The sequence below is a fragment of the Pseudoxanthomonas sp. UC19_8 genome, from assembly GCF_042700505.1.
In the GTDB taxonomy this organism is placed as follows: domain Bacteria; phylum Pseudomonadota; class Gammaproteobacteria; order Xanthomonadales; family Xanthomonadaceae; genus Pseudoxanthomonas_A; species Pseudoxanthomonas_A winnipegensis.
The window spans coordinates 500094-512703 of the sequence record NZ_CP170559.1; the positions used below are offsets into that span (position 1 = coordinate 500094).

Consider the following 12610-nt stretch of genomic DNA (forward strand, 5'->3'; position numbering starts at 1 on the left):
AGTGCCGCGCGATGCGTGATGGCGCGCTCAGGCGTCGGCGCGCCGCTGGGCAGTGGAGTGCGATCGGGCCGGTGCCGGCGGCGTGGCGCCGGCCTCGGCGGTCGATGCCAGGCCCAGGGCCAGCATGCGTCCGGTCACCCCGTCCCAGTCCAGCACGCCGCTGTTGTCGATGCCGGCGCGATCGTAGGCCAGGGCGCGGCGCAGCGCCGCCACGATGCTGCCCTCCACGCCGGGCGTGTAGGCCGAGGTGTGCACGCCGCGCGCGGCGAAGTCCGGCGCCACGATCGGTACCCGGCAATAGGTGTACTGCAGCATCTTCATGCTCGACTGGCTCAGGTAGTCGGCATTGAGCGCCGGCCGGTACGGCGCCAGTCCGGCATCGGCATGCTGCAGGTAGGGCACGATCGCATCGAAGGGCTGCTCGCCGTGCTCGACCACGTTGGGCGGCGGCGCCTGCAGCCGCGCGCCCTTGCCGAACAGGTGGAAGCGCACCTGCGGCTCGGCGCGCGCCATGCAGTCCACGGCGTGGTCGTCGAACAGCATGTCGCCCACGCTGACCACGTTGCGCGTGCCGGCCGGGTAGGGCGAGGGCCGCGGGGTGTCGAACAGCGCCTTGTCGATGCCGTGCGGGATGTAGTGCACGTGGGGCACGTGCGGGTAGTCGGCCACCATCACCTCGGCCGGCACGCGCACCAGGCTGAAGTGCGGCAGCGCCTCGCGCTCGGCGTCCAGGATCAGCGGGTGGTACTTGAGCGTGGCGATGCGATCGCACACGCTGTAGATGAAGCGCGCCTGCGGGAACCGCCGCGCCAGGGCCGGCACCAGGCACAGGCCGGCGCCGTTCTCCACGACGAACACCTCGGCATCGGCGATGCCCCGCAACAGCGTGCGCGTGAGCATGGCCGGGTAGAGCGAGAACAGCGGCCGGGTGATCGCGTCCAACGCCGGGCGCCCCAGCGACAGCGGATGCAGCACCGGCCGCCACAGGTACTTGCGCACGCCGGGCCCGACCTGGCGCCAGGCGTTGAACGGCCCCTGGAACCGGCGCGCCTGCGGCTTGAGCCGGGTCAGCGGGCTCAGGCCCACGGTCACGAAGTCCACCGCATGCCCCTGCCGCGCCAGCGACTCGGTCCAGAAGTGAAAGTCCACCTTGCGCGCCGAAGTGGCCTCGTGGACGGTCAGCATCACAATCTTCAAAACGCGAATACCCTCAAACACGCACGGCGGGAACGTTGCGCGTCCTCCATCTCGCCGGGATGACATAACGTGACGGAGTCCGCGCGCCTAGTGGAACGCGAGCCCGCCATGACACAGGTCACGCCTTGGCGCATTCGGTTCAGCACGGTATGGACACGGTGACGGGCGAAGCGATCCGGTGTTCAGCCAGCGCGTGCCAGCCTGCCCGCCGTTTCCCTCCCCTTAGAAAGGACCTGCCCATGTCCGCATCCGCTTCCCGCCTGGTCCTGGCCGGCCTGCTGTGCCTGCCGCTGACGGCGCTGGCCCAGCAGGCGCCGGAGATCCAGCGCCCGGTCGGCACCCCCCAGGCCAACGGCGTGCTGCATACGCTGCGCCAGATCCCCGAGGCCTGTACCCGCATCGAAGGCCGCTTCACCGGCGAGGCCGCCCAGCCCTATGCGATGAACCTGGTGCGCACCAGCAGCGTCTGCCAGGCGCGCGCGATGTTCATGGACTACGACAAGGTCCAGCCCAGCGAGGTCAAGGGCTGGAAGCTCAACGACATCATCAAGGTGCCCTCGGCCAGCTGCGCCGGCCAGCAGGCGGTGGTGCAGGTGTGGCGCAAGCCGGCCGGGCAGGCGCTCAAGCTCGACGGCCAGGAGCGCGCCCGCCTCTACCTGCAGGACGCCAAGGCCCAGGCCCAGGCCGGCAAGCTGGCCGCGCTGCCGGCCTACGCGGCCAAGCTGGAGATCGAGGGCAAGCCCTGCCGGTAAGCGCGATGCTCTGGCCTCCGCCGGGAATGCGCGGCCTCAGCCTTCCCAGGCGGGCAGTTTCTGCTTCACCGCCACGTTCTTGAGTTCCACGTACTTGGGCAGGCCGTCGCGGCCGTAGGGCAGCGGCGCCTCGCCCTGGATCAGCGGCGAGAGGTAGCGGCGCGCGCGCTCGGTGATGCCGAAGCCGTCCTTGCGGATGAAGCCGGCCGGCATGGTCTTCTCGTGGTTGGCGACCTTGGACAGCGGCGCCGGGGCGATCTTCCAGCGGTAGGGCGCATCGGCGCCGCGCACGATCACCGGCATGACCGCGTTGTGCCCGGCCAGGGCGTACTGCACCGCCGCCTTGCCCACGGCCTGGGCCTGATCCCAGTCGGTCTTGGAGGCGATGTGGCGGGCCGAGCGCTGCAGGTAGTCCGGCAGTGCCCAGTGCACTTTGTAGCCCAGCGCGGCCTTGACCTTGCCGGCCAGATACGAGGCCACGCCGCCCAGCTGGGCATGGCCGAAGGCATCGGTGCCGCCGCCGGCGTCGGCGACGAAACGGCCGTCGGCGCTGCGGATGCCTTCGCTGGCCACGACCACGCAATAGCCGACGCGCTTGACCACCTTGTCCACCTGGGCCAGGAAGGCGGCCTCGTCGTAGGCGCGCTCGGGGAACAGGATCAGGTGCGGCGCCTGGTCCGGGCCGGTGCCGGCCAGGCCCGCGGCCGCCGCCAGCCAGCCGGCGTGGCGGCCCATGGCCTCGTAGACGAAGACCTTGGTCGAGGTCTCGGCCATCGCCGCCACGTCCAGCGCGCATTCGCGCACCGACACGGCGGTGTACTTGGCCGCCGAGCCGAAGCCGGGGCAGGTGTCGGTGACCGCCAGGTCGTTGTCGATGGTCTTGGGCACGCCCACGCAGGTCAACGGATAGCCGAAGGCCTGGGCCAGCTGGGAGACCTTCCACGCGGTATCGGCCGAGTCGTTGCCGCCGTTGTAGAGGAACCAGCGCACGCCATGGGCCTTGAGCACCTCCAGCAGGCGCTCGTATCGGGCGCGGTCGGCCTCCAGCGACTTGAGCTTGACCCGGCACGAGCCGAACGCGCCGCCCGGCGTATGCGCCAGCGCGGCGATCGCCGCGGCCGATTCCTTCGAGGTGTCGATCAGCTCCTCGCGCAGGGCGCCGAGGATGCCGTTGCGCGCCGCCAGGACCTTGACCTTGTGCCGCCTGGCCTCGCCGATGACGCCGGCGGCGGTGGCATTGATCACGGCGGTCACACCGCCGGACTGCGCGTACAACAGGGTGGAAGCCGCCATCGTCTTTCCTGGGGTCTGGACCGGATGGGGTAAGCTTCCCATATCGATGCGCCGGTCGCGTCGGCGCCGCCGCCGTGCTGGCTGCCCGCTCCGGCCTCACAGGTTTCCTCATTGAATGCTGGAGTGACACGATGCGACTGGTTCTTCTGGGACCGCCCGGTTCGGGCAAGGGCACGCAGGCCACGCGCCTGAAGGACCACTTCAAGGTCCCGCACATCTCCACCGGCGACCTGCTGCGTGCGCAGGTGGCGGCCGGCACCGAGCTCGGCAAGCAGGCCAAGGCGGTGATGGATGCCGGCAACCTGGTCTCCGACGAGATCCTGCTGGGCATGCTCGAATCGCGCCTGTCCCAGCCCGACGTCGCCAACGGTTTCATCCTGGACGGCTATCCGCGCAACCTGGCCCAGGCCGACGCGCTGAACCAGCTGCTGGCCCGCATCGGCCAGCCGATGGACGCTGCCGTGCAGCTGGACGTGCCGACCGAGCTGCTGGTCGAGCGCATCGCCGGCCGCGCCCAGGCCGAGGGCCGCGCGGACGACAACCCCGAGTCGGTACGCAAGCGCCTGCAGGTCTACGCGGACAGCACCGCGCCGGTGATCGACTTCTACAAGCAGCAGGGCCGCCTGACCGTGGTCGACGGCGTGGGCGAGCTGGACGAAGTTACCCAGCGGCTGACCGAGGCGCTGGCCAAGCGATAGTCGAAAGCCAGGAGTGAGCGCGCAGGAGTGAAGACCGAGCAGAGGCAACCGCCGCCGGATTGGCTCGCTTCTCGCTTCTTGCTCCTCCCGCTCACTCCTCGCTCTTTCCCCTCACTCCTGCTGCAACGATGAGCAAACTGCACATCCTCGGCATCGCCGGCACCTTCATGGGCGGCGTGGCGGCGCTGGCGCGCGAGCTGGGCCACACCGTCGAAGGCAGCGACCAGGCGATCTATCCGCCCATGTCCACGCAGCTGGAGCGGCTGGGCATCGCGCTGGCGCAGGGCTATCTGCCTGCCAACATCTCGCCGGACTGCGATGCGGTGATCATCGGCAACGCGCTTTCGCGCGGCAACGCCGCGGTGGAGGCGGTGCTCGACGCCGGCCTCGCCTACACCTCCGGCGCGCAGTGGCTGAGCGAGGCGGTGCTGCCGGGGCGCACCACGCTGGCCGTGGCCGGCACGCATGGCAAGACCACCACCACCACCATCCTGGCCTATCTGCTGGAGGCCGCCGGGCGCGCGCCGGGCTTCCTGATCGGCGGGGTGGCCGAGGACTTCGGCGTGTCGGCGCGGCTGGGAGGCTCGCTCGCCGCGCGCGCATCCGGCGCCGCGCCGGACCACGGCGATCCGGCGCCGGATGCCGACGCGCCGCTCTTCGTGGTCGAAGCCGACGAGTACGACACCGCCTTCTTCGACAAGCGCAGCAAGTTCGTGCATTACCGGCCACGCGTGGCGATCCTCAACAACCTCGAGTACGACCACGCCGACATCTTCCCCGACGTGGCCGCGATCCAGCGCCAGTTCCATCATCTGGTGCGCACCGTGCCGGGCAACGGCCGGCTGATCGTCAACGGCGCCGATGCGCGCCTGGACGAGGTGCTGGCGATGGGCTGCTGGACGCCGGTGGAACGCTTCGGCTTCGATGCTTCGCTGGACTGGAGCGCGCGCCTGATCGAGGCCGACGGCAGCGCCTTCGCCGTGTTGCGGCATGGGGTGGAAGTGGGCCAGGTGCATTGGCCGCTGGTCGGCCGGCACAACGTGCTCAACGGCCTGGCGGCGCTGGCCGCCGCCAACGCCGTGGGTGTGGACATCGCCGGCGTGATGCCGGCCCTGGCCGCGTTCCGCAGCGTCAAGCGCCGGCTGGAGGTGATCGGCCAGTCGCGCGGCGTCACCGTGTACGACGATTTCGCCCATCACCCCACGGCCATCGCCACCACGCTCGAGGGCCTGCGTGCGAAGGTCGGCGCGGCGCGCATCGTGGTGGCGATGGAGCCGCGCAGCAATTCGATGCGGCTGGGCGCGCATGCGCAGGCGCTGGCGCCGTCGCTGGATGGCGCCGATGCGGTGGTGTTCCTGCACCGGCCCGAGCTGGCCTGGGACGCCGGCAAGGTGATCGCCGCCGTCCGCGGCCAGGCGCGTGCGGTGCCCGACAGCGATGCGCTGATCGCCGCGCTGGGCACGCTGGTGCGCGAGGGCGACCATGTGGTGTTCATGTCCAACGGCGGCTTCGACGGGGCGCCGCGGCGCTTCCTGGCGTCCTTGCAGCAGGAGTGAGCGAAAGCCGGGCCTGTACACCCTGGCCGTTGCGCACTTCGCTTCGCTCACCGCTCTTCACCTCCGCTCTGCCTACACTCCCGGCCATGCCCGCGACCGAGACGCTTCCCCTGTTCCCGCTCAACACCGTGCTGCTGCCCGGGGCGGGGCTGGGGCTGCGGGTGTTCGAGCGTCGCTACCTGGACCTGATCCGGGAATGCGGGCGCAGCGGGCGCGGCTTCGGCGTGTGCCTGATCCTGCAGGGCGGCGAGGCCGGCGCCCCCGCGACGCCGGCGGCCTATGGCACCGAGGCGACCATCGAGGACTTCGGCACCGGCAGCGACGGCCTGCTGACCCTGCGCCTGCGCGGCGGCCGGCGCTTCCACGTGCAGCGCACGCGGGTGCGCGACAACGGGCTGGTGGTGGGCGAGGTGGACTGGTGCCCGCCCGAGGACGACGACGAACTGCGCCCCGAGCACGGCCTGCTGGCCACGGTGCTGGAGAAGATCTTCGAGAAGGCCGGCGCGACCCCGCCCGGCATGACCGCCGCCGACCTGGACAGCGCCGCCTGGGTGGGCTGGCGCCTGGCCGAACTGCTGCCGCTCAGCGACGCCCAGCGCCTGGCCGTGCTGCAGGAAGACGATCCGCATGCGCGCCTGGATCATCTGCTGGCGCTGATGGCCTAGCGCCTTCGTCGGCTAACGCCGCGACACACGCTCCGCCGTCGTTAGCCGCGACAAACGCTCTACCGTCGTTCCCGCGCAGGCGGGAACCCAGTGGCTTTCCCGACGACAACCAAGGCACTGGAACCCCGCTTTCGCGGGAACGACGGGTGATGGACGGCGACCGTCCGAACGGCCGGTCACCCGCAGCGGGCATCGCACCCGCGCCGCGAGCCTCAGCGCGCCCGCACCGGCGGCAGCTGCGCGGGCGGGGCGTGTTCCAGCGGCAGCTGATCGGTGCGCAGGCGCAGCACCGGCAGGCCGGAGGACGGATGCGGCGCCATCGCCTGCGGCAGGCCGCGCACCGAATCGCGCACCTGGTCCAGCGAGGCGTCGGCGTCGGGCAGCGGCCGCCACATGCCGACCAGCCCGAACAGGGTCTGGTGGCGCAGCGTCTGCGCGCCGCCTATCCACAGCGGCACCTGGCCTGGCTGCAGCGCGATCGGGCTGGCCCACAGGCGCAGCGCGTACTGCTGGTCGGCGCGCGGGCCGGGCTTGAGCATCAGCAGGCTCTCGGCGCGCGTGTCCAGCGTCGCCGGCAACACCGGATGGCGTTCCGGCGGCAGGTCGCTGTCCAGCAGCTGCAGCGCGCGCTCCCAGCCGGCCTGCGGCTGCAGGCGCCAGCCCTGGTCTTCCAGATGGCGCACCAGCGGCTGCAGCGGGCCGGCGACCTGCACGTCCAGCGGCCAGCGCTGGGCGTCATCGAACTCGTTGCGCGTGGCCGGCAGCTTGCGCCAGTCGTCCTTCCACCAGTCCGGCAAGGGCCGGGCGACCGAGGCGATGGGCGCATCGAACAGCGCCAGCATGCGATCCACCGCGCGCGGCCCGTGCCACAGCGCGGCCAGCACGAACACGCCGTAGAACAGCCAGGCCAGCGGCTTGACCCACAGCGAGCGCCGCACCCGGCTGCGGTAAGCCACGCCCAGGATCAGCACCCACACCACGCCCAGCAGGGTGCCGCCGACCACATCGCTGAGCCAGTGCGCGCCAAGGTAGATGCGGGCGAAGCCGATCGTGCTGACCACCACGCCGGCGACCACGTACGGCCAGGCGCGGTCGCGGCCCGGCAGCTCGCGCGAGATCAGCACGGCGAAGAAGCCGAAGATGATCGTGCTCATGGTCACCGCCTTGGACGGGAAGCCGAAGCCCCCTGCCACCACCGGCGGCTTGGGAATGTCCACCACCACGCCCAGCCAGCCGGTCAGGGCCACGCCGAAGACGATCGCCGCCACCCAGTGGCCCACCGCCAGCCAGCGCTTGCGCCAGGCCAGGTAGCCCAGCACCGCCAGCCAGGCCGGCGCCAGCACGTCGGCATCGCCGATCGCCGCGATCGCCGCCAGCGGGCGGTCGGCCAGCGGGTTGCGCAGGCTGTGCATGAGTTCGTACAGCGCCAGGTCCACGCCCAGCGGCTCGCCATGGCCCAGCACCACCACCAGGAAGGCGAACAGCACCCGAGGCCAGGGCCAGCAGCGCCACCGCCAGCACCGCCAGCGACACCGTCTCGCGGCGCCGGGGGATCGAACAGCGCCACCGAATGGCGCCCCAGCACCGGATGCGCGCGCGACCAGGCCAGGCCGCGCGCGAGTAGCGCATCGGCATGCGCGGCGAACCAGCGGTAGCTGTACAGCACCGCCGCCCAGATCACGCCCAGCACCACCAGCAGCAGGCCCACCACCACCGCCAGGCGACCGGCGACCGCGGCGACCGCGTCGTAGGCCTGGCCCAGCATCCAGCCCGGCAGCAGGAACAGCACCGCCCAGGACAGGCCGGCGGCGGCGCTGGCCGGCAGATAGCGCTTGAGCGGCATGTGCAGCATGCCGGCCACCGCCGGCACGAACGGCCGGATCGGCCCGACATAGCGCGCGATGAAGATCGCCTTGAGGCTGTTGCGGTGGAACAGGCGCTCGCCGCGCTCGAGCAGCTGCGGGTACTTGCTGAAGGGCCAGTGCGCGCGCAGCTGCGTGCCCCAGCGCCGGCCCACCCAGAAGCTCACCCCGTCGCCGACGAAGGCGCCCAGCGCCGCGCACACCACCGCATAGGGGCCGGACAGTTCTCCCAGCCCGATCACCACGCCCACGCCGATCAGCAGCGGCAGCGCGGGCACGATCGCGCCCAGCACGATCAGCGAATCGCACAGGGCAATGAGGAAGACCACCGCGCCGGCGGCGACCGGATGCGCGGCGATCCAGTCGAGCAGGCCGTCGAACCAGGAGTCCATCGGCGAAATTATAGGTGCCCGGCGCGGGCGCGCAGGAGCGCGAAGTGAACGGCGCCCGCGTGCGGCGCCCGGTCCTCGCCTGCCGCGCATGCCGCCCTGTGCGGGCCTGGCACTTAAACTTGCGCGGCGACCGGCCCGGTCGCGCCATTGGCGCTCGCGCATGACGACTCTGTCAGGCAAGACTCTTTTCATCACCGGCGGCTCGCGCGGCATCGGCCTGGCCATCGCGCTGCGCGCCGCGCGCGACGGCGCCAACGTGGCCATCGCCGCCAAGTCCTCGGTGCCCAATCCCAAGCTGCCCGGCACCATCCACAGCGCGGCCCAGGCGGTGAACGAGGCCGGCGGAAGCGGCCTGGCCCTGCAGTGCGACATCCGCGAGGAGGATCAGGTGCGCGCGGCGGTGGCGGCCACGGTCGACACCTTCGGCGGCATCGACATCCTCGTCAACAACGCCAGTGCGATCTGGCTGCGCGGCACGCTGGAGACGCCGATGAAGCGTTTCGACCTGATGCAGCAGGTCAACGCGCGCGGCAGCTTCCTGTGCGCGCAGGCCTGCCTGCCGCACCTGCTGCAGGCGCCCAATCCGCACATCCTCACCCTGTGTCCGCCGCCGTCGCTGGATCCCAAGTGGTGGGGCCCGCACACCGGCTACACGCTGGCCAAGATGGGCATGAGTCTGGTCACGCTGGGTCTGGCGGCCGAGTTCGGCCCGCAGGGCGTGGCGGTCAACGGCCTGTGGCCGCGCACGCTGATCGCCACCGACGCGTTGAACATGATCCCCGGCGTGTCGCTGGCCAACGGGCGCTCGCCTGCGATCATGGGCGACGCCGCCCATGCCGTGCTGACCCGCCGCGCGACGGACTGCACCGGCCAGTTCCTGATCGACGATCAGGTGCTGGCCCAGGCCGGCATCCACGACTTGTCCGGCTACGCCATCGACCCCACCCAGCCGTTGCTGCCGGACCTGTTCCTGGACTGACCGGCCCTCAGGCCCGCTGGCGCCTCTTTCCCCCTCTCGAGTTGTTCAACACCATGAAATATCTGCACGCCATGCTCCGCGTCCGCGACCTGGACGCCACCGCCAAGTTCTTCACCGAAGGGCTGGGCCTGCGCGAGACCCGCCGCAAGGACAGCCCTGAAGGGCGCTACACGCTGGTCTACTTCGGCGCCCCGGAGAACCCGGAGGCCGAGGTCGAGCTGACCTACAACTGGCCGGCCGAGGATGGCAGCGTCGAGGACTACGGCAGCGCCCGCAACTTCGGCCACCTGGCCTTCGAGGTGGATGACATCTACGCCGCCTGCGCCCACCTGCAGTCGCTGGGCGTCACCATCAACCGCCCGCCGCGCGATGGCTACATGGCGTTCGTGCGCAGCCCGGACCTGATCTCCATCGAGCTGCTGCAGAAGGGCAAGCCCCTGGCCCCGGCCGAGCCCTGGGCCTCGATGGCCAATACCGGCACCTGGTAAGCCGGCTTCTCCCGCGGCGCCGGCCAGCGTCGCGGGCTTCGGCCCGCAGTGCCTGCGCCGTGTGCGCTGGCAGGACGCGCGCCGTCCAGTTGGAGGCACAGATCCGCCGTTGCCGCGAAAGGGGACCTTTGCAGAACTCCCCTCGACTGCGTTCGAGTTGCTTTCATCGGCTGAACGTACCGATCTAGAGCAAAGCCAGAAGCAAAAGCACCCCACCCCAACCCTCCCCTTCGCCTTCGGCGAAAGGGAGGGGGCCAAGACCAGTAGGCGGTGGCACAGCAAGCAACCTACTGCCCCCTCCCTTGCGCACAGCGCAGGGGAGCTCGAAATCGCGGGTAGCGATTGAGGGGGAGGGGTCGAGGCTTTCCCGATCAACTGGCAGCCACCAAGGCGCAATCGTCGTGACCTCCACGGCGCCTTTATCAGTCCAACGCGGCAATCAGCAATGTTTTTCAAAGGCCCCGCGAAAGCGGGAACCTGGTGCCTTGGCGTGTCCTTGTGGAGGTCGCTGGGCTCTTTCGCGTGCCGCGCGGGGCTCGGCGCCGCGCCGGGCTGGCCGTATCATCGCCGCCGGCCGACGCGCGCTGGCCCGGGTCGAGGGCGCGGGCGGGCCGTGTCTTTCGTCCTTTGCCGGTATCGCCGAATGATGTCTTCTTCCGTGGCGCAGCGTCGCCTGCGCTGGCCGGCACCGGCCTATGCCGCCATCGCGCTGGTGGCCTGCGTGTTCGCCTTCGTTGGGCTGGCGCGCAGCAACTACTGGGCCGATGAGCTGTTCACCGTCTACGTGATCGGCGGAGGCGACGGCCTGGCCGGCGTCTGGCGGCGCGCGCTGACCGACGTGCATCCGCCGCTGTACTACATGCTGCTGTATGGCTGGAGCCGGCTGGGCGGGCTGTCGGAGGTCTGGCTGCGCCTGTCCAGCGCGCTGTGCGCGGTGCTGGCGCTGGCGCTGACCGCGCGCGTGCTGTGGCGGCGCTTCAGTCCGGCGGCGCTGGGCTTCGCCCTGGCGCTGGCGGCGGTGTCCACGTTCTGGTTCGAACAGTCGCAGAACGCACGCAGCTATGGCGCGGCGATCCTGATCGCCGCCGCGCTGATGGGCCTGACGCTGCGCCTGCGCGAACGCACGCCGGCGACCGGCGCCTTCCCGTGGGGCGCGTTCGCCGCGCTGTTCGCGCTGGGCCTGGCCGGCAGCCTGATGCATTTCTACCTGCTGCTGCTCACCGGCATGGTGCTGGTCTGGCTGCTGCCGGTGCCGCGCCTGCGCGTGCCGGTGATCCTGGCCGGGCTGCTGATCCTGGCCGTGGTCGGTGGCTACACCTGGCTGCTGCTGCATACCACGCAGCAGGACGTGGACAAGACCTGGTACCGCGCCGATGTGCACTTCTTCTGGTCGCAGACGCGCATCGCGCGCAAGCACCTGGCCGCGGCCGGCGCGAGCTGGGCGCTGACCGCGCTGATCGTGGCCGCGCTGTGGCAGCGCTGGCGCGGCGGCCGCGGCAGCCTGGGCGCGCGCGTGCCGGACGGAGGCCGCCACGCGGCGCGGCTGGCGCTGTTCGTGCTGCTCGGCGTGATCGCCAGCGGCGTGCTGGTCAGCTGCCTGGTCGCCCCGTCGTACTCGGCGCGCAATGTGCTGATCACCCTGCCGTTCCTGTGCGCGCTGCTGGCCTGGCTGTACGAGGCGGCCGGCCCGCGCCTGTCCGGGCGCGGCGGCCAGCTCGCCGCCGCGCTGCTGGTGGTGGCCGTGGCCAGCGGGCTGTGGATGTGCAGCGGGCGCTTCGTCGAACGCAACGAGCCCTGGCGCAGCGGCGCGCAGTTCGTCGCGGGCATGCCCGGCTGCGCGGGGCAGCAGATCCCGGTGATGCATCCCTACAAGTTCGGTCCGCCCACGCCGCAGTACCGGGCCTTCGCCGAGCGCCAGTTCTTCGGCCACTACGCACCGGCCGGGATGCAGCTGCGCGCGTGGATGCCCAACGAGCTGGTCGGCCGCCACCGCGTGCCGGAGCTGACGGCGTTGCTGGCGGCGCGCGCGCAGCAGGCCGGCAGCGGCGCCTGCCCGCTGCTGGCCTGGGCCGTGCACGACCTGGACAAGAAGTCCGCACCGCTGCTGGCGCAGGACCTGGCGCGCGCGCCGGGCATCGCGCCGGCGCGGGTGGTGATGCAGACCTTCGAGCGCGCGCGGCGTCGCTCGACCGGCTGGCAACCGGTGGAGGATGGCTTCGTGTTCTACGTGGTGCCGGCGGCCGCGCCCGGCGCCACGCCGGCCGACCCCGGGCCGCTGGTGGCGATGCCCGCGGGCACGCTGGGCAAGCGCGAGGTGGTGACGCTGCTGCCGGCCGCGCCGGGGCAGGGCGCGGTGGACCGCTTCGGCGTCCAGGACTGGCGCGACGGGACGCTGCAGCGCCAGGACACGGTCAGCACGCCGCAGCTGTTCTGCGATCCGCCGATGCGCGCGGACAGCGAGATCCGGCCCAATGCCAAGCGGCCTGGGTGTTCGGCGCCGGTGGGCGCTTCCCGGTAAAGCCGCTCGCCGCCATTGGCCGAAAAGGCCACAAGGGCGGCTCCCCCCTGTAGAGCGGAGCTTGCTCCGCTGGGGCCGTCCCGACGAACCGAACGAAAGGCAGCGGAGCAAGCTCCGCTCTACAGTGCGCCCTTGTGGCCTTTTCGGCCAATGGCGGCGATGGGCTTTACCGATGCAACGCCAGTCATCGCAGTGACCCTACACGCACCA

The 12610-nt window shown here is 71.3% G+C and carries 9 protein-coding genes and 1 pseudogene; 7 read left to right on the forward strand and 3 right to left on the reverse strand.

The window, feature by feature from the left end:
* Positions 1–27: 27 nt before the first annotated feature.
* Positions 28–1185: a hypothetical protein gene (locus ACFJIT_RS02130; protein ID WP_379654885.1), complete on the reverse strand. Its 1158-nt coding sequence runs from the start codon at positions 1183–1185 to the stop codon at positions 28–30.
* 251 nt (positions 1186–1436) lie between these two features.
* Here ACFJIT_RS02130 and ACFJIT_RS02135 point away from each other — a divergent pair, with 251 nt between their 5' ends.
* On the forward strand, positions 1437–1949 hold the full coding sequence (locus ACFJIT_RS02135; protein ID WP_379654886.1) for a hypothetical protein: 513 nt from the start codon (positions 1437–1439) through the stop codon (positions 1947–1949).
* A 36-nt stretch (positions 1950–1985) separates the two neighbouring features.
* Here ACFJIT_RS02135 and ACFJIT_RS02140 read toward each other — a convergent pair whose 3' ends face one another.
* Entirely contained in the window at positions 1986–3242 is a 1257-nt protein-coding gene (locus ACFJIT_RS02140) for a 6-phosphofructokinase (protein WP_130561522.1), read from the reverse strand.
* A gap of 131 nt (positions 3243–3373) precedes the next feature.
* Here ACFJIT_RS02140 and ACFJIT_RS02145 point away from each other — a divergent pair, with 131 nt between their 5' ends.
* The 3 genes from ACFJIT_RS02145 (at position 3374) to ACFJIT_RS02155 (ending at position 6161) form a co-directional block, all read left to right on the forward strand.
* The gene (locus ACFJIT_RS02145; protein WP_379654887.1) at positions 3374–3940 is read left to right on the forward strand and encodes an adenylate kinase; all 567 of its coding nucleotides are present in this window, start codon (positions 3374–3376) and stop codon (positions 3938–3940) included.
* Positions 3941–4068: 128 nt separating this feature from the next.
* Positions 4069–5496: a UDP-N-acetylmuramate:L-alanyl-gamma-D-glutamyl-meso-diaminopimelate ligase gene (mpl, locus tag ACFJIT_RS02150; protein WP_379654888.1), complete on the forward strand. Its 1428-nt coding sequence runs from the start codon at positions 4069–4071 to the stop codon at positions 5494–5496.
* A gap of 68 nt (positions 5497–5564) precedes the next feature.
* Entirely contained in the window at positions 5565–6161 is a 597-nt protein-coding gene (locus tag ACFJIT_RS02155; RefSeq protein ID WP_379655694.1) for an LON peptidase substrate-binding domain-containing protein, read from the forward strand.
* A gap of 212 nt (positions 6162–6373) precedes the next feature.
* Here the strand turns inward: ACFJIT_RS02155 and ACFJIT_RS02160 are convergent.
* A pseudogene (locus tag ACFJIT_RS02160) lies at positions 6374–8415 on the reverse strand (VTT domain-containing protein).
* Between the two features lie 160 nt (positions 8416–8575).
* On the opposite strand from ACFJIT_RS02160, the gene ACFJIT_RS02165 reads away from it, so the two are divergent.
* From ACFJIT_RS02165 to ACFJIT_RS02175, 3 genes are all read left to right on the forward strand, one after another.
* Positions 8576–9394 carry an SDR family oxidoreductase gene (locus tag ACFJIT_RS02165; RefSeq protein WP_379654889.1) on the forward strand — a complete coding sequence of 273 codons (819 nt, stop codon included), beginning with the start codon at positions 8576–8578 and terminating at the stop codon, positions 9392–9394.
* A 53-nt stretch (positions 9395–9447) separates the two neighbouring features.
* Positions 9448–9882 carry a VOC family protein gene (locus ACFJIT_RS02170; protein WP_130517035.1) on the forward strand — a complete coding sequence of 145 codons (435 nt, stop codon included), beginning with the start codon at positions 9448–9450 and terminating at the stop codon, positions 9880–9882.
* A gap of 643 nt (positions 9883–10525) precedes the next feature.
* Entirely contained in the window at positions 10526–12400 is a 1875-nt protein-coding gene (locus ACFJIT_RS02175; protein ID WP_379654890.1) for a hypothetical protein, read from the forward strand.
* Positions 12401–12610 lie beyond the last annotated feature (210 nt).